Genomic DNA, 17,460 nt, shown 5'->3' with positions numbered 1-17,460 from the left:
TGGGAGGGGCATGATACTACGTTAGGCCACCTGCCTCCCAGCCGTCACGGGTACGAGAACATCGGCCAGCGACAACCCCATGAAAGGCATGAAGATGGTGTCGCATCAAAGCAGGAATGCATCACCGCAGGAAGGAAAGAGAAGAGAAAGAGGTCAGATTCATATTGGAAAAAGCGGGACAAACACTTGTCTTGAAACGCCGATAGCACTGCCCTCAATCGAGCAGTGCTATCGAATACGATAAGTGATCAGTCACGCACACCGATGTTTCACGTGACACACTCATTCACGCCTGTGTGTGGGGCGTTTCATCCAGTGCCAGCCAGACAGCGGCGTTACCTGGCAGCTGCGTCCCTTTGTCGATACCCGGCCGACTTTGGGCAATGACCTTGCCTGCCGGCAGATCCAGCGGTGCATAGCCGAAGTTGATGTAGATGCAGATGCTGCCGTTACGTGCAACCAGTACGTCGTTGCGTGGGGAATCGAACCACTGCAGCGAACCGGTGCCCAGCGCGTTCTGCGTGCGCAGCGCGATCAGGCGACGATAGAGGTTCAGAGTGGAGTGTTTGTCCTTTTCCTGTACATCAGCGGCATAACCGGCATAGCTGTCCGGCTGAGGCAGCCAACTTTTGTCGCTCGGACCGAAACCGAACGCTGGTGCTTTGGCTTTCCACGGCATAGGGATGCGTTCGCCGTCACGGCCGATCATCGTACCGTTGGAATCGAAGAAGCGCGGGTCCTGACGGAAACGCGCTTCCATCGTCGTATGGTTGGGCAGGCCCAGCTCTTCCCCTTGATACAGATAGAGCGCTCCCGGCAGGATCATCGTCAACATGATGAGCGCTCGAGCACGGTCCAGACCCAGCTGTTCGTTTGGCTGTTCGGTCGTGCTGTCCAGCCCCATCGGGATAGCACCCGGAGTGGTCAGACCCAGTCGGGTAGCAATGCGCACCTGGTCATGGCTTGAGGTAACCCAGCTGCACGGTGCATTAACAGACCCCATGTTGGTCAGATAGTTGTCGATGATGGCACGGTAGTTGGTAGCCCCCCATTTCGACAGCTGATAGTCGAAGTTGAACGCTTGGTGCAGCTCATCAGAACGCACATAGTTCACGAGGCGGGAGATCGGTCGTACGTTAAATGCTTCAGCCACCATCAGGCGGTCATCGTACGTATTGACCAGCTTGCGCCAGCGACGATAGATGTCATGCACGCCGTCTTGGTCAATCGTCGGGCCACTGTGCTGATTATCATTGAAGACTGAATTTTCTGGCGTAGTATCTGGCAGACCTGCCGCTTTAACTAGGTTGTTGGCGGCATCAATACGCAGACCATCGACACCACGATCCAGCCAGAACTTAAGAATGCTGTCAAAGGCATCGCGTACCGCAGGGTTGTCCCAGTTAAGGTCAGGCTGATGGGTAGAAAACAGATGCAGATACCACTGTTTCTCGCCCGGTACTCGTTTCCAAGCACTGCCACCGAACATGCTGGCCCAGTTGTTGGGCGGCAGCTCGTTGTTTTCACCGAGACCATCGCGGAAGTGGTACCACTCGCGTTCGGCGCTACCCGGTGCGGCAGCCAGTGCTCGCTTGAACCACGGGTGCTGGTCAGACGTATGGTTGGGGACGATATCAATGATGACGCGGATGCCGTAGGCATGGGCTTCTTTCAGCAGGATGTCGAAATCATCCAGCGTTCCGAATATCGGATCAACATTGCAGTAGTCGGAAACGTCATAGCCGGCATCGGCCTGAGGAGACGGATAGAACGGGGTCAGCCAGATGCTGTTGACGCCTAGCTTGGCCAGATATTTAAGACGTGCCGTAATGCCTTTGAAGTCACCAACACCATCACCATTGCTGTCAGCAAAGGAACGCGGAAAGATTTCGTAGCAAAGGTTGTCGCGCCACCACGGGATAGTGCGCTGCGTAGTCAAAAGTGTCATGTCACTTCCTTGTTATTGTTCTATGACGGGAAAACCGTGCCTCATGCTCATTCGGCATGGGCCGGCAACGCAAACGATAATGCTCCCCCCCCACGAAAGTTTACAGCAGATAACGTCGTATATTACAGATCACAACACATCAGGTACAAAAGCCCAACTATTCTCGGCTTTCACACGAAATCAATGCAAAAAAGCGCAGCCGATGGAGACGACTGCGCTTCTTTATCCTGCCTATCGCGACATTCTCTTCCTTATAGGAAGAGGGTCCTCATCAATCCGTGATGACACGACCATTCAACGGCTGAACAGGACGGTTGTTGTGCTGACCGATGGCCTGTTCGAAAGCCCCCAGCTGGGCCAAACTCAGCTTGACGTGATGATCGAGCACCAGCCAGATGACGCCTTCCGAGCACGGCGGTGTCGTCAACGAGCCAGAGAAACGATAGTAGTGCAGTGACTGCGGCAGCAGCGCTTTCAGATCGACGGGCTGAGCCAGCGCCGTTTCTTCATGCGGTACGTTCTTCAGTTGATTGATGAACGGCACCAGCGCCTTGCTGGGAGCGCCATCCTCATACATGACGGCCAGCACCAGCGGTTGAGCGTCATGCATGAAGACGAAATGGCCTTCGAGCGGGAACTGCTTACCGTCGAGGGTGTTTTCGCTAGGCGTATGGAAATGGAACTGCTGCAGAGTGTAAACGTCGCTATCCAGCGTCAGCTGGGTGGGCTTGCCACCTTCCGGAACAACTTCAACGGTATGGCCGTTGTTGATGATCTTCTGCTCGCCACTGCCGAGCTTCAGCGCTAGCGGTGCATGGCGCGTATGTTCACTGCGGCGGATATTGATGGGCGATTGGTTGTGGCCCATCTTGCATTCGGCAAAGCGGGTGTCCACATCGCCCCAGTGTTCGGGAGAACCGTCACCGGTGTAGCCCCAGTGGGCACTTTCAGAGGCATAGGCAGGCAGGGTCATACAGGCCAGCAGCGTGGCAGACAGCAGAGTTCTTACGGGGTGCATCATGGAAGGGTGTCCTTCGTTCTTCAGTATCTTCCAACGCTGGTCTTTCAGCGAGAGCCACGTGAGTGAACGCTCTCGTGCAGTGCAGCACCGCGGCCGATCATACACCCTTCACACCACGCCAATTCAATGCAGTGCGCCACTAAACCCCAGTTGACGCCAGCTTTCGTACACAACGATTGCACAGGCATTCGACAGGTTGAGGCTACGGCTGCTGGCCTGCATCGGCAAGCAGATGCGCTGCCCCGGCGGCAGGCTGTCTAGGAACGTTTGCGGCAAGCCGCGCGTTTCAGGACCGAACACCAATGCGTCTCCGACCTGATACTGCGGCACATCATGATGGGTGCGCCCTCGCGTCGACAGTGCAAACAATCGGGTCGGCTGAACCGTCGCAATGAAATCATCCAGCGAGTCATGGATCTGCACCCGTGCCCACTCGTGGTAGTCCAACCCTGCACGTTTTAAGCGACGATCGTCCAGCTCGAAGCCCAGCGGCCGGATCAGATGCAATCGATAGCCCGTGTTGGCACACAGGCGAATGATGTTACCGGTGTTCGGCGCAATTTCGGGTTCGTACAGCACTATGTCGAGCATGGGGAGACGCTACCTGTCATGAACGTAGGAAGGAACTGCGCTCAGTGTACCAACTGCGCGAACGAAAGAGCGATGGATGGCACATTATCGTGACGACGCGGCACGCCCCTTGGCATGAGGTTTGGCGGCCGCCGCCAGACCGTGTGACTGCCGATAGTCACTCACCTCCTCATCGGAAATATCATCCTTGTAGCACAGCGGTGAATAACCGCCCGGCCGCGAATAGGCGCTGCGCCCACCGCAAGAACGCCCATTGCGCATAGTGTTATAGGGACAAGGACAGTTGCCGGGGTAGTCGTCAAGCGACTCCTGAATCATCTGCTGGCGGACAGCGTCATCGCTTACCGCAGCCGCCTGCGACGGTGCTATGGAAAGCGTACCCAGTAGCGAAAAAGCGCTGACCAATACTAGCGTCATCGTTGATTTTATAACGTAATTCATGATCAGAGCTCATCCTTAGCGCGTGTTTCATAACCCCCATACCCATATCATTGAAGGGAACGTCAAATCACAAAATTGCGGTAAAAGCCGTCTATTTTGGAAAGGGTAAAAGCAATCGCCCAGGTTATGAAACAGCCTCTTAATAGCGTCACTAGTGACAAAACAGAAGTGACAGACGGTAGACCACTGTTTCGGATGATGAAGTTTACGTGTCGAATAACGCTCAGCTCAATAAAAAAGGCAGCCCCGAAGGGCTGCCTTTTTATGAAACGAAGCGAACAGAAGAACTGCCCATCATGCCTTGGCGCAACGATAGGTCAGAAGCCGACGCTGGCACCGATGAACGGGCCGCGATCCAAGCGATGGCTGCCTTCGTTATCGAACTCGGTGCTGAACACGCGGTAACCGCCATAGACAGACACGTCAGCGATCGGGTTGAAGCGCACCTGTGCGCCGTATTCCTTGCTGGTGTGTACATCGCCGTGCGCCAACTGTTTCGGCGTGTAGAAGCCATAGGCTCCGATGGATGTCATTGGCAGGAAGGTCGGCACGTAAGCGCTACCCCCCACGCTGACGCCGCCGCCATCACCGTAACCGGTGGTCTGGTACTGATAGCGGACACCCGCAGACAGATCGACGAACGGCACGTACGGGTTGAACATCAGACCCGCGGTGTACGCGCGGTCCTTATCACCGTGTGCATCGTTATCGCTGCTCTGGAAGAAATCGAAGGTCGTGGAGAACATCGGCAGGATGCTCTGACGAGCCTGGAGGTTGTAGCCGTGTTTGGTGCCGCTGGCGTTGACGCTGAACGCAGAAGCAGACTGGCTGGCGAACGCCAGCACGGCAGAGGCGGCAATACCGCAAGCGATACGGAGGCGCATTGTCGTTGTCCCTTGCTAGTGAATGGCAGAATGAATGGCGTTGACTCTGTTAACGGCCAAGGCAGAAATAAAATTCACCCTAAACCGCACCAGCATAGAATCTTTTTGCGCATTCATTCCGCCAGAAAGAAGGATTCTTTCAGCAATGACAGCAAGATGGCGTCAGGACTTCACACCATAGCGGTCTCGATAGAGACGAATTTCTTCGGCATGTGCCTGCAGCGCGTTGTTACCGTGCTGCATCAAGTAGTCAAGCACATTGCTCAACGTGACGATAGGAATGACCGGGATGCCATGGCGTTCCTTGATTTCCTCGATGGCCGAACGTTCGCTCTTGCCACGTTCTTCGCGATCGAGGGCCACGACGATACCCGCAGGACGAGCACCCTGACCACGGATGATGTCCAGCGCTTCGTTGATGGCGGTACCCGCTGTGATGACGTCATCGACGATGACGACATCGCCCTTAAGCGGTGCCCCCACCAGCGTTCCGCCTTCACCGTGATCCTTGGCCTCCTTGCGATTGTACGCATAGGGGAGGTTGCGCTGATGCTCGACAGAAAGCGCTACACTGGTAGCAGCGACCAACGGGATGCCTTTATAGGCAGGGCCGAACAGCACGTCACATTCCAACCCTGAGCGTTCGAGGGCTTCGGCGTAACAGTGCCCCAGCATACCCAGGGTACGGCCATCGTGGAAAAGTCCGGCATTGAAGAAATAAGGGCTGATTCGCCCGGATTTCAGGGTAAAGGAACCAAAGGAAAGGACGTCGGCTTCAATGGCTGAGGCAATGAAGTCGCGTTGGTAATCGTGCATGCCTGCGCTCCGATCAGGATGACGGGATAAGGTGGGAAAGTTGCGTGAAAAAATCAGCGTATCCTTGCCCAAAAACGATAAACCTCGGGTATCATACACGCGCGCAAAACAAGGGGCCATGTATGAAGATTGCCAGCGTCAACGTCAACGGCATTCGTGAAGCGGTCGAGCGAGGTTTTCTCGACTGGCTGCACGCACAGGATGCCGATGTCGTGTGTGTCCAGAATCTCAAGACCAAAAGTTTTGAGCTGGACGATAATATCCTCTACCCAGAAGGTTACGAGGGCTATTTCCTAGATGCCGAACAGGATGGAATGTCCGGCGTCGGGCTGTACTGTCGTCAGATTCCCAAGGCCATCATGTATGGACTGGGGTTCGAACAGTGTGATCATGAAGGGCGCTTCCTGCAGGCCGACTACGACCGATTCAGCGTTGCCTCATTCCTGATGCCGGAAGCACCGGAAGAGAAGCAGCGTTTCATCGAGCAGTACAGCGACTACCTGAACAAGCTGCGTCGCAAGCGCCGCGAGTACATCATCTGCGGCACGTGGCACATCGCGCACCGCACGGTGGATGTCAGTAACTGGCAAGACAACCAGTTCACCGCGGGCTTCCGCGCCGAAGAGCGTGCGTTCATGGATCAGGTGTTCGGCCCGATGGGCTTCGTCGACACGTTCCGCGAAGTCGAACGCGGCGAAAACCAGTTCACCTACTGGCCGAAACCGGATCAGGAAGTACCGCGCAACCGTCAGGAAGGCTGGCGCCTCGACTATCAGGTCGTCGGACCCAACCTGCAGCGCGCAGTGAAAAAGGCGTGGATCGATACGGAAGCGACATTCTCGGAATATGCTCCCATCATCGTTGAGTACTCGCTCTCTGTATAAAACCCGCATCCTTCGCTGCGGGTTTTAGCAGAACCCCAGCGCCCTCTGATGCGCCAGGGGGTGATTTCAGCTCCTTTCTTGCAGAACATCTGTTCGCACCTGCTGTACGAACCGGGCGACAGCGTCCCAGTCGGTATACTCGACGTGGGCATGCCGTCCGGTTTCCCCTTTCCCCATCGCCATAATCAGCTGCACCATCAGCCGATCCCACCAGCGATACAGATCGTACTTCACCGCCCCAGCAAACGCCGCGCAGTAGTTCGGCTGCCACGCCGTCTTCTCTAAGAACTTGCGCGTGTACACATTGGTTTCCGGCGTATCTTTGCCCGGCTTGCGCGCCACCAGACTGACCGAAAAGAACGCTGTCGGCATCGCATTCAGGCGCTCGGTGTGCGCGGCAACGAAGTGGCGAAATACCGGCGCAAAGTGTCCGTAGTGAATGGAGCAGCCCATTACCACCGCTTGGTAGTGATCAAGGGAAAAGTCTTCGGGCAGATGTTCGAGGTCAAGGCAGTCACACTGATAGGGTCCGGCTACTTCGAACAGCTCGGTAATGCGAGCAGCAATACTGGCCGTCTGGCCTTCGCGGGAGGCATACAGAATGGCGATCTTCATAACGCATCCTTGCGTGGAAAAGGTCGTGAACGACAGATCAAAAAAGAACAAGGCAGCGGTATCAACAGCACATCATCGCAGATGCATGACACCCGATAGACATGACGCAGACCGCCACGCTCATCAATAAAAGCAGCGTATGACAAGAGCATAGAGGAAACGAGGCATGACCGATAAGCCAATCATGCCCGTCATTATGGTGCGGTTTATTCCACCAGACCCAGCGCTTCGCGCTGGCAGGCGAATAGCTGGGCACCCGCCTGTTCGGCCAGATCCAGCATGGTGTTCATTTCGGCACGCGAGAATGCGGCTTTTTCGGCGGTGCCCTGTACCTCGATCAATCCGCCGTCAGCAGTCATCACCACGTTAAGATCGGTATCGGCATTGGAGTCTTCGGCATAGTCAAGGTCGACAACCGACTGGCCTTTATAGATGCCAACGGACACCGACGCGACCAACTGCTTAAGCGGGTCACTCTTGATCATACGCGTACGCTGCATGTGATGAATGGCATCGATCAGCGCTACGCAGGCACCGGTAATAGAAGCCGTGCGAGTGCCGCCATCCGCCTGGATCACGTCGCAGTCCACCGTGATAGTGAACTCGCCCAGCTTCTTCAGATTGACCGCTGCCCGCAGCGAACGCCCGATCAGACGCTGAATCTCCAGCGTGCGGCCACCCTGCTTGCCACGAGAGGCTTCACGTCCACCACGGGTATGCGTCGCACGCGGCAGCATACCGTATTCCGCCGTCACCCAGCCCTTGCCCTGACCGCGCAGCCAGCGCGGCACGCCCGCCTCGACGGACGCATTGCACAGCACTTTGGTATCCCCGAACTCGACCAGCACCGAGCCTTCAGCGTGCTTGGTGTAGTCGCGTGTCAGTCGTACTTCACGCAGGGCATCGTTCGCTCGTCCACTCGGGCGCATTCAAGAACTCCTGTCGAGCAGCGCTCAAGCCGAGCGCTGCAGGTTGTATCATCACGATAACGACGAAGCACAGGCATAACCATTGCAGAGGCCCGCAGTCGTTACCTAGCTGCCCACCATTCTAACGTGTCGCCGCGCGTTCGGGTGCACTGTCTGACCACATTCGTTATAAAGAAGCACGCTTCTTTCTGGCACAGCACGCCGTGACCGCCATTCACGCCTTACCGGAGATTCCCCCATGATCCGCAGCATGACCGCCTTCACCCGCCAACAACAGCACACCGAATGGGGCCAGCTGACCCTCGAAATTCGCTCCGTCAATCATCGCTACCTGGAAGTCGGTTTCCGCCTTCCTCCTGCATTGCTGCCACTCGAAGGCGCCCTAAGAGACAGGCTGCGCAAGGGGTTATCACGCGGCAAGGTAGACGTGACTATAACGCTCGGGATTGAAGGCAGCACGCAGGGCTTCCCCCTTGATCATGACCGACTTCGCCAGCTTAACGCCGCACTGACCACCATTCAGGATGAAGTCGACGGCGTAAGAACCCCCGATGCACTGGCGATCCTCAACTACCCCGGCATCATCCGTGACGTCCAACCGAGCGAAGACCATATCGCGGCGGCCGCACTCACCTTGTTCGATAAGGGTCTTGTCGATCTTATAAGTGCGCGTGAACGTGAAGGTGAACGCATCGACACAATGCTCACCATGCGCCTAGACGCCATCGACGACCAAGTGGCACACGTCCGTACCCTGATGCCGACGATCATTGAGCGTCAGCAGACACTACTGAAAGAGCGCATCGAAGCAGTCCGCGTCGAGATCGATGAGCAACGACTGGCGGGAGAAATCACTTTACTAGTGCAGAAAGCGGATGTGGAAGAAGAACTGGATCGCCTGACCAGCCACGTCGTGGAAGTGCGCGACCAGTTAAAACAGAGCAAACCCGTCGGACGTCGACTAGATTTCTTGATGCAAGAGCTCAACCGCGAAGCGAATACGCTGTCGTCGAAATCCGTGGTGGCAGAAACCACCAAGTGCGCCGTGGAGCTGAAGGTGCTTATAGAACAGATGCGCGAGCAAGTGCAGAATGTTGAGTGATTTTATTTATCCTTAGTGCCTCTATATGATTTCTTCTTATAAATATTTGCATCTATGTCAATTTTACATAGCTTAACATCATAACCTAGAGTTAATAATCTCTTACGGAAATTTTTTAAATTTATTTTTGCAAATATAGGAAGTTCACTGGGAATTTTTTTGTTGGCTGCAATCGCATATACTAACTCATATTTTCCCGGTGGCCTTTCATTTGTATTACTAAGCTTAAGATGCTCAGGAAGTTTTACATTAAGTTTTCTACGAAACTCTTTATCGCCTAAAAAAAGCTCCGCACATACAGCTCCTTGCGCAAATAAATGACTCATAGATTGAGAGCCTCTGTAGTATTTAATATGTATAAACTTGTTCTCGTCTTTTATTACATCACAAAATTCTATCTTATTTCCGCTCCCACCATGATAAATAAAAACCTGATCCATCAATGTTAAAGTACTGTCTTTTGAGCAAGCATACTTAATATAGTCTTCTTCTTTATCAAATGAATATAGCGGAAAGCCAAATTCTTTAGAAGAATCTATCAAACCTTCTAACTCACTGTCTACAGAAGACATGAAGCTTTGTTTTATAGAATACCATGTACCGCTTCTAAGTATATATGTTTGCCCGTTATCTTCTATTTCTGTATAAATAAAATCATATATAGGCCATTTTTTATGGGCATGATAATTTCCGTCTAAAGCAAAAATACTTTTATCTTTAAGGTACTTAATATAATCTACCGGCTTCTTCTCCTTCAAAAGACTTATTAAATGAGTAGGGCATAGTGATGGATATGCTGGACTATTTCTTTTTTGTTCAAAACCGTAAGCGACGATACTCTCGTGGTCAATGATTTCCGGATCAGCCATCCAAATATCTTCAAGATTTTCGCTTTTCAGATTTTCTTCTAATAGTTCATCCAGCATTGCGGTACATTCATTATCAGCGGGATAGATGTTTTCTATCCATTCAAATTCGTACGGCAGCTTTTCTTTATATTTCTCAATCGACTTATCAAGTATTTCTGATAGATTGTTTATATCCACACAAGGATGTATGTATAGAGCAGCCCTTCCTGTTATTTTGCTTCCGAATATTTCTTCTCGGCAAGATCCTGTCATTGTTGATATTATATCTAGCTCAGCATCAACCTTTAATACATTAATATCAGCATCTTTACTACACTGATTTCTTGTTAATAAGCTTAACTCGTTGTAATTTCCTTTATCTATACTTTTTATTTTATCCACTTCTATAGAATTCAAGGTGACTTTTAGACCAAAATTTTTCACAACAGAATTGCTATTAACCAACAAATGCCCTGTCCCGAAAGTAATTAAAAAAACATTATCATTTCTACTAACAACTAATATTGCACCTGAACTACTACTATCACCGAAAAATTTATCAGGAATATTTTCGACACTCCGTATAAAAAAATCAGCCCATGGCGGTAAGTGAGGATCACCTTTTACAGAATATAAAATCAATTCCATATTTGCATCACTTTCAATATAAATACTTTCATGGACCTTTTCTGTATTTATTATATATTCTAAAGGAGTTTCTTTATTTTCAACCAAATATACGGAAAGCTTTTGCTTCATAACTACAAACCTCATTTGATATCCATTGATGAAACTTAAACTCCAGAATAATTGACCATTTGAGTATGTCTAGCTGTACTTTAATGACATATTTACTATTACGTCTTTTCATTTTCTTAAAACTATTCACTTAAGAAAGCGTTTCAAAACCCATGTTGTCCAAAACATCACCGCATGACGACTTCACTCCTTCCTAACGAACTCTGGTATACCATCCAACCTCTTACGCCAGACCCTCGCGGAAGAAGACCTCGTGTATCTGACTGACAAGCGCTGTCTGGCAAAGAGTGGCATGAGGCTGGCGTTTGGCCGCAACTCCATCATGAGCTGTTACAACGCTTGCATTTGGCAGATCGCATCGACTGGGAGCACGCCTGCGTGGATGGCTCATCTGTAAAGGCGAAAAGGGGGGAGATCTGCCGTAAGGCCCCAGTCCCACCGATAGAGGGCGTCCGGGGTACAAGCGTCACCTGCTGACGGTATTACTGGAAGCGGTGTCTAAGCTGCAAGGCGCTCGTAGTTACTCTCGGCACCGCTCAAACAAACTGCACGCTGACAAGGCCTATGACTACGAGCGTTGTTTGAGAAGCCTGTGTTGTTAGAGGCATCAGGCCGCGGATAGCACGCGAGGCAAGGACAATAGTACGACACCAGGCAGGCACCGTTGGGCGGTAGAACGCATTTTTGCATGGCTGAATAACGCTAAGCGGTTAGCTGTTCGATACGAACGCCAATTCGATATCTACTGCACCTTCACGTTGCTGCGATGTGCCATGGCCTGTTTTAAGAAGCTGATGCCAGGGTTTTGAAACACTCTCTTAGTAACCCGCATAAAACTTTTTGCAATGGGTGGGCTACATCGGCAATGCCTCGTATAAACCATCCAAGACGAATAACCACACCAATCACTCCACTTCCATAGAACCCTACGCGTTTTTTGTCCTCTAACCACTTCGACGCACGGGCAGCAGGACAGCTCTACTTCCTGTGCCCCATTCGACGCGCCACCACGCGCTGGATTGTTCCCGCTGCCAAGGCAGCATATTTAACTTAAACGTTCACGGAATAGACATGACTGACCCCGAACCCGGACCTACAACCTTGCCTGCCTGACCTGCCGCCTCTGGTGTGCTCGGGCAGGCACATTGGAGTATGCACAATGCGTTATTCACTGCTCAAAGCTAGGCTCGCAGACTTTCTGCGTAGCCGCCATATGACACGTCACTTCCAACGGCTACTGCTGCCAGACAAATACTCACCTTTACGCAAACAGGATGCGGGGCTGCAACAAGCAGAAACACTGCGCCGCGCGGCCTATTCACTCCCCGAAACCGTTCTGCATCAGTTAAACAGCAGCGTTATAGGCCTGACTGAAACGCAGGCGGAGACACTGCGTGTGCAGGTCGGTCTGAATGCGCTAGCGCAAGAAGCACCGTTGCACTGGTGGCAACATCTCTGGCTGTGCTACCGCAATCCTTTCAATCTGCTGCTGACACTGCTTGCTGTAGTGTCGTGGCTGACCGAAGACATGCAGGCCACGCTGGTGATCGGGGCAATGGTCATACTGTCCACGCTACTGCGCTTCTGGCAGGAGGGAAAATCCAACCGAGCCGCCGATGCACTCAAGGCGATGGTCAGTGCAACTGCATCAGTACGGCGCCCAGCGAAAAACGTTAACGCAAACGTAATAGAGTCGTTTATCACAGCCGACATCCCGATGGATCAGCTGGTACCGGGCGATGTAGTCGTTCTGGCCGCGGGGGATATGGTTCCTGCCGACTGCCGTGTGCTACAGGCCAAGGACCTGTTCGTGGCGCAGGCCGCCATGACGGGAGAGTCGATGCCGGTTGAAAAGCAGGTCGATCAGCTTCCCTCCGAGGTCACCAATCCGCTGGAACTGGACAACATCGTGTTCATGGGCACCAACGTAGTGTCCGGTACGGCAACGGTGGTCGTGCTCGCAACGGGAAGTCATACCTACTTCGGAGCGCTGGCGTCACGCGTCACCGCTACCGATTCAACACCAACGGCATTTCAGGCCGGTGTGAACAAAGTCAGCTGGCTGCTGATCCGCTTTATGTACGTGATGGCGCCTTTAGTCTTTCTGATCAACGGGCTGACCAAAGGAGATTGGACCCAGGCTTTACTGTTTGCGCTCTCCATTGCGGTCGGGCTGACACCAGAAATGCTGCCAATGATCGTCACCTCGACACTCGCCAAAGGGGCAGTGTTCCTGTCTCGCCAGAGGGTTATTGTCAAACGGCTGGACGCCATCCAGAGCTTCGGCGCCATGGACGTGCTGTGCACCGACAAGACCGGCACACTGACCGAAGACCATATCGTGCTGGCCCGTCATCTTGATGTGTGGGGCGAAGACTCCGACCGTGTGCTCGAAATGGCTTACCTCAACAGCTACTACCAGACCGGCCTGAAAAATCTGCTCGACAAGGCGGTGCTCGAACATACCGAAGTGCATGGGGCACTGGCTCCGAACACCCACTATCGCAAGGTGGATGAGATTCCGTTCGATTTCGAGCGGCGACGCATGTCGGTGGTCGTCAGCGAGCGTGAAGATCATCACGAGCTGATCTGCAAGGGTGCCGTTGAAGAGATTCTGGCGGTATGCACGCATGTACAGCATGGCGAGACGACCGAAATGCTGACGCCCGCGCTGTTGGCTCGCATACGGTGTGTCACGGACGCACTAAACGGTGAAGGGCTGCGCGTGGTAGCGGTAGCCGCAAAAGAAGTACCGCCCAGCAAGGAAACCTATGGCCAGTCAGATGAAAGCGAGCTGACGCTGATGGGCTACGTTGCCTTCCTTGATCCCCCCAAGACCTCTACCGCTCCCGCACTCAAGACGCTGGCCGAACATGGCGTAACGGTAAAGGTACTGACAGGGGACAACGACCGCGTGACGGCCAAGGTCTGTCGTGACGTGGGTCTTGATCACGCTGATGCCGTGATACTGGGCAGCGATATCGACCGCATGGACGATACGACACTGGCAAAGGTGGTCGCTTGCCATACGCTGTTTGCCAAGCTGACACCTGCGCACAAAGAGCGCATCGTGGGCAGCTTAAAGGAGAGCGGTCATGTGGTCGGCTTTATGGGAGACGGCATCAATGACGCTCCCGCACTGCGCCGTGCCGATATCGGCATCTCGGTCGACACGGCGGTAGACATCGCCAAGGAAGCGGCTGATATCATCCTGCTCGAAAAAAGCCTGATGGTGCTGGAAGAGGGGATTCAAGAAGGGCGTAGAACCTTTGCCAACATGTTGAAGTACATCAAGATGACGGCCAGTTCCAACTTCGGCAACGTGTTCTCAGTGTTAGTGGCTTCGGTCTTCATTCCATTCTTGCCAATGCTGCCCATGCATCTACTGGTGCAGAACCTGCTGTACGATATCTCGCAAACGTCGATTCCGTTCGACCATGTCGACGCGGAACAACTGAAAGTGCCGCAGCGCTGGCAGCCCGCTGATATCGGGCGCTTCATGCTGTTCTTTGGGCCGCTTAGCTCGGTGTTCGACATCGTGACGTTCGCCATGATGTGGTATCTGTTCAAGGCCAATACACCCGCGCAACAAACACTGTTCCAGTCAGGCTGGTTTGTGGTGGGCCTACTGACCCAAACGCTGGTCATCCATCTGATCCGCACGGCCAAGGTGCCGTTCGTTCAAAGCAGAGCAGCATGGCCAGTACTGGTCATGACGGCGCTAATCATGATCATCGGTGTCTGGCTGCCCATGGGCCCCTTAGCCAGTTACTTCAAGCTGCAGCCGCTACCGGCAGCCTATTTCATCTGCCTGCCGCTGATTCTGATCGCCTATATGGCCCTGACTCAGGCCATGAAGCGTATCTATGTTCGCCGCTACGGCTGGCAGTAATGATCGGGTGAATCAAGCACGGTTCCATCAAACCATCTGAAAAGTGAATAAGAATGAGAAGGGGAGCAGGCACATCAGCCCGCACCCCTTTTCTAATACAGCGGCGGCGGGTATCAAATCGACCGAATCACCTTGCAGGGTATTCCAGCGGCCACGACATTGGCCGGAATGTTCTTGGTCACTACGCTTCCCGCACCGATCACACTGTTACTGCCGATAGACACACCCGGCACGATGTTCACCCCGGCACCAATCCAGACATTATCGCCAATGGTAATCGGCAGTGCATATTCCAGCCCCTGCACACGCTGTTCGACGTCGAGCGGATGCCCCGCCGTATGAATGCCCACGTTGGGGCCAATCAGCACGTTATCGCCGATTACGACCTTGTTGCAGTCCAGAATTACCAAATTGACATTGGCGTAGAAGTTTTCGCCGACCTCGATATTGCGCCCGAAATCGCAGGCAAACGGCTGCTCAATCATTAGTTGCTCGCCGGTCTTGCCCAGCAGCGCTTTCAGCTGTGCCGTGCGCTGCGGAATATCGCGCGGATCGGTAGCGTTATAGACCTGCAAGCGGTATTTCACTTCCATGCGCTCGGCCAGCAGTGCCTCGTCGTTAGCGGCATCGTACAGCTCACCGCACAGTGCCTTTTCACGTTCGGTCTTCATTCACCATGCCTCTTGTCTGTGGGCGACCAAGGGTAGCCCGCGTGGAATGCACCTACAGCTGGGCCAGCTGCTGCACCATGCGAACGACATCGTGCCTGTCGATCGCAATGACGGAGCGATGGATGGTGACCCCTTCAATCAATGCGTCAAGCGCCACCGCGGCAGTCGCCGAAAAATGTCGGGCCAGCGCGCAGCGGCTCTTGTTCATCCAGGTATTCATCACCGACGTCATGGCGGGATGACGGCTGGCGAAACCGTACAGTTCATAGCTCAGCAGCAGCGTGCGGGACGATGACGTCACATCACCGAAAATAATGTCCACCACCGCCTCACAGGCCTCTTCCTTCGAATGAGCATCCGCAATGCGCTGCGCGAATACCTGCGATGTTTCATCGGCCAGACGTGTAAAGGCCGCCGTCAGCAGCGCCTCCATACTGGTGAAGTAATAACTCACGGCTCCCAGCGGCACACCTGCTGCAGCGGCCACCTTGCGATATGTCGTCCCCGCCACACCGTACTCCGCGATCACCTCCAGCGCAGCAGCGGCAATACGTTCACTGCGCAGAGGGTCTTGCTGCCAATGCTTTCCCGTCATGCATGCTCCTCCTTGCACGTCTTCAGAGTGCCAGCCTCGCACATCATGCGAAATTGTACAAATGTACAATTTTATCCCAAACGCATCCTGATCCACTTATGGCAGCGATATAACATGGGAGAAGTGGCGGCTTTATCAGCGTCGTGTAATGATCGAGAACACTGCCTTCAATATGAAAGGTCGGTATACAAAAGAGGAGCACCCCATGCTTTATATCGCGGTACTGACGTACATCCGTCCTGTAGAAGAAATCGATGCCTGCTTGGCCGACCACATTGCATGGCTGGAAGAAGGCTATCAAGCGGGGGCATTCATCGCCTCCGGACGACGCGTACCGCGCAATGGCGGTGTCATTCTCGTGAAAGGGGATAGCCTCGAAGACGTCGAAGCACGCTTGAGCCAAGATCCGTTCCAGACCAAAGGACTGGCCAAGGTCGAAGTCATTCCTTTCGAACCCAGCAAGCGTATTGCCGCACTAGAAGGCGTGATCTGATAACGCCAAAGCCCTCCTGCAAAGCGACCTCATGGCAGGAGGGCTTCATTGAATGCATACCCCCTAGCGCTGCTCCAGCTTCCACTGAACGCCCATATCACTGCCCCGATAGCCTGCACGATAAGAGCGGTGCTCATCCTGCCAGCGCCACGACATCTCCTGAGCCTCACGGACCTGCTCCGGCGTCATCCGCGCCGCCAGCTTAGCTTTTTCGTCAGCGTACCCTGTACCTGTTAGGTCATACATCATATAGGCACGCACGAAATTGCGAGGTACCAGCTCACCTTTTTCGTAAAGGGGGGCTAAGAGCATCGATGCAAAAGGCGCATCGTTTTCAACCTCTTTCTCTAAAAGATAAATTACTTGTGAGTCACCGCGTCTGATGAGTAACTTAGCTAATTCCATATTATAATAGCTAACATTATGCTTCTCAAATTCATCATCTGAAAACTGTTTACTATTTATGTTTATTAACTTTTTCAAAACTCTTACAAATTTATCGCAGGACCTATTATTGCAATCAATATCTTTCACATCTTCGAAATTATATATAGCATATAGACTCTCACATGCTTTACTGTCATTTTCATAGCATGCTGATAAAAGAAACGTTTCTCCTGTTTTATGCGTATTGTCATCTAAAAGATATATGATACCCAATAGAAAACGAGCCGATGGATAGGCAGTAGAATAATTCAGCCATATCTTAGCTAAAGGTATATTTTGGCTAAAAGTACCATCTGACAGCCTAAATTTGTAGGCGTAAAATATACCTAAATCTCTTACACACTGTCTATTTTTATGACTAGCACATTCATTTAATTTTTCAAAATTGAATGAATTAGGAAGTTTTTTTATATCTCCCAGATCACTGTTATAGCTATATTTTGCAAAAGCAGATCCTTCTCCAAAGATAAATAAAAAAACCAAAAATACGGATATTGAAAATATTCTGACAACAAGGAACATGG

At 52.6% G+C, this 17,460-nt stretch carries 17 protein-coding genes; 5 read left to right on the top strand and 12 right to left on the bottom strand.

Translation table 11 applies throughout. From position 1 onward, the window contains the following. Positions 1-286: 286 nt before the first annotated feature. The 6 genes from ACMHYW_RS00650 to pyrE all read right to left on the bottom strand — a co-directional run bounded on the left by ACMHYW_RS00650 (position 287) and on the right by pyrE (position 5,701). The gene (locus ACMHYW_RS00650) at positions 287-1,948 is read right to left on the bottom strand and encodes an alpha-amylase family glycosyl hydrolase (RefSeq protein ID WP_414500463.1); all 1,662 of its coding nucleotides are present in this window, start codon (positions 1,946-1,948) and stop codon (positions 287-289) included. A gap of 271 nt (positions 1,949-2,219) precedes the next feature. After that, the gene (locus ACMHYW_RS00645) at positions 2,220-2,969 is read right to left on the bottom strand and encodes a carbonic anhydrase (RefSeq protein WP_414500462.1); all 750 of its coding nucleotides are present in this window, start codon (positions 2,967-2,969) and stop codon (positions 2,220-2,222) included. A gap of 123 nt (positions 2,970-3,092) precedes the next feature. Beyond that, positions 3,093-3,560 (bottom strand): tRNA (uridine(34)/cytosine(34)/5-carboxymethylaminomethyluridine(34)-2'-O)-methyltransferase TrmL, encoded by a 468-nt coding sequence (trmL, locus tag ACMHYW_RS00640; protein WP_414500461.1) that lies wholly within the window; start codon positions 3,558-3,560, stop codon positions 3,093-3,095. A gap of 84 nt (positions 3,561-3,644) precedes the next feature. Then, complete coding sequence (locus ACMHYW_RS00635; RefSeq protein WP_414500460.1) at positions 3,645-4,001, bottom strand: hypothetical protein; 357 nt, start codon at positions 3,999-4,001, stop codon at positions 3,645-3,647. 317 nt (positions 4,002-4,318) lie between these two features. Beyond that, complete coding sequence (locus tag ACMHYW_RS00630) at positions 4,319-4,885, bottom strand: YfaZ family outer membrane protein (RefSeq protein WP_038277549.1); 567 nt, start codon at positions 4,883-4,885, stop codon at positions 4,319-4,321. 162 nt (positions 4,886-5,047) lie between these two features. Beyond that, positions 5,048-5,701, bottom strand: coding sequence for an orotate phosphoribosyltransferase (pyrE, locus tag ACMHYW_RS00625; protein ID WP_027704455.1), 654 nt, complete (start codon positions 5,699-5,701; stop codon positions 5,048-5,050). Between the two features lie 122 nt (positions 5,702-5,823). Between pyrE and ACMHYW_RS00620 the strand changes: the two genes are divergently transcribed. Continuing rightward, the gene (locus tag ACMHYW_RS00620; RefSeq protein WP_414500459.1) at positions 5,824-6,585 is read left to right on the top strand and encodes an exodeoxyribonuclease III; all 762 of its coding nucleotides are present in this window, start codon (positions 5,824-5,826) and stop codon (positions 6,583-6,585) included. Positions 6,586-6,651: 66 nt separating this feature from the next. Here ACMHYW_RS00620 and hemG read toward each other — a convergent pair whose 3' ends face one another. Both hemG and rph read right to left on the bottom strand, forming a co-directional pair. Further along, positions 6,652-7,200, bottom strand: a complete 549-nt coding sequence (gene hemG, locus ACMHYW_RS00615) for a menaquinone-dependent protoporphyrinogen IX dehydrogenase (protein WP_414500458.1) — start codon at positions 7,198-7,200, stop codon at positions 6,652-6,654. 206 nt (positions 7,201-7,406) lie between these two features. Continuing rightward, a complete protein-coding gene (gene rph / locus ACMHYW_RS00610; RefSeq protein WP_414500457.1) occupies positions 7,407-8,129 on the bottom strand; it encodes a ribonuclease PH in 723 nt (240 codons plus the stop codon). A gap of 238 nt (positions 8,130-8,367) precedes the next feature. Between rph and ACMHYW_RS00605 the strand changes: the two genes are divergently transcribed. Then, on the top strand, positions 8,368-9,231 hold the full coding sequence (locus tag ACMHYW_RS00605; RefSeq protein WP_414500456.1) for a YicC/YloC family endoribonuclease: 864 nt from the start codon (positions 8,368-8,370) through the stop codon (positions 9,229-9,231). Between the two features lie 2 nt (positions 9,232-9,233). Here ACMHYW_RS00605 and ACMHYW_RS00600 read toward each other — a convergent pair whose 3' ends face one another. Then, positions 9,234-10,838, bottom strand: a complete 1,605-nt coding sequence (locus ACMHYW_RS00600; RefSeq protein WP_414500455.1) for a TIGR04141 family sporadically distributed protein — start codon at positions 10,836-10,838, stop codon at positions 9,234-9,236. Positions 10,839-11,518: 680 nt separating this feature from the next. Here ACMHYW_RS00600 and ACMHYW_RS00595 point away from each other — a divergent pair. Further along, positions 11,519-11,647 (top strand): hypothetical protein, encoded by a 129-nt coding sequence (locus ACMHYW_RS00595; protein ID WP_414501517.1) that lies wholly within the window; start codon positions 11,519-11,521, stop codon positions 11,645-11,647. Between the two features lie 350 nt (positions 11,648-11,997). Further along, positions 11,998-14,730: a magnesium-translocating P-type ATPase gene (gene mgtA / locus ACMHYW_RS00590; protein ID WP_414500454.1), complete on the top strand. Its 2,733-nt coding sequence runs from the start codon at positions 11,998-12,000 to the stop codon at positions 14,728-14,730. A 113-nt stretch (positions 14,731-14,843) separates the two neighbouring features. Here the strand turns inward: mgtA and ACMHYW_RS00585 are convergent, their stop codons facing one another. Beyond that, positions 14,844-15,401, bottom strand: coding sequence for a sugar O-acetyltransferase (locus ACMHYW_RS00585; RefSeq protein ID WP_414500453.1), 558 nt, complete (start codon positions 15,399-15,401; stop codon positions 14,844-14,846). Between the two features lie 52 nt (positions 15,402-15,453). Then, positions 15,454-15,996, bottom strand: coding sequence for a TetR/AcrR family transcriptional regulator (locus ACMHYW_RS00580; protein WP_414500452.1), 543 nt, complete (start codon positions 15,994-15,996; stop codon positions 15,454-15,456). A gap of 205 nt (positions 15,997-16,201) precedes the next feature. Here ACMHYW_RS00580 and ACMHYW_RS00575 point away from each other — a divergent pair, with 205 nt between their 5' ends. Further along, positions 16,202-16,489, top strand: a complete 288-nt coding sequence (locus tag ACMHYW_RS00575) for a YciI family protein (RefSeq protein WP_414500451.1) — start codon at positions 16,202-16,204, stop codon at positions 16,487-16,489. A 63-nt stretch (positions 16,490-16,552) separates the two neighbouring features. On the opposite strand, the gene ACMHYW_RS00570 is transcribed toward ACMHYW_RS00575, so the two are convergent. Next, the gene (locus tag ACMHYW_RS00570; protein WP_414500450.1) at positions 16,553-17,458 is read right to left on the bottom strand and encodes a hypothetical protein; all 906 of its coding nucleotides are present in this window, start codon (positions 17,456-17,458) and stop codon (positions 16,553-16,555) included. Between the last annotated feature and the right edge of the window lie 2 nt (positions 17,459-17,460).

The organism is Zymobacter sp. IVIA_12111.31 C1 (genome assembly GCF_047495495.1).
Classification (GTDB): domain Bacteria; phylum Pseudomonadota; class Gammaproteobacteria; order Pseudomonadales; family Halomonadaceae; genus Zymobacter.
This window is presented reverse-complemented; position numbering and strand designations above follow the sequence as displayed.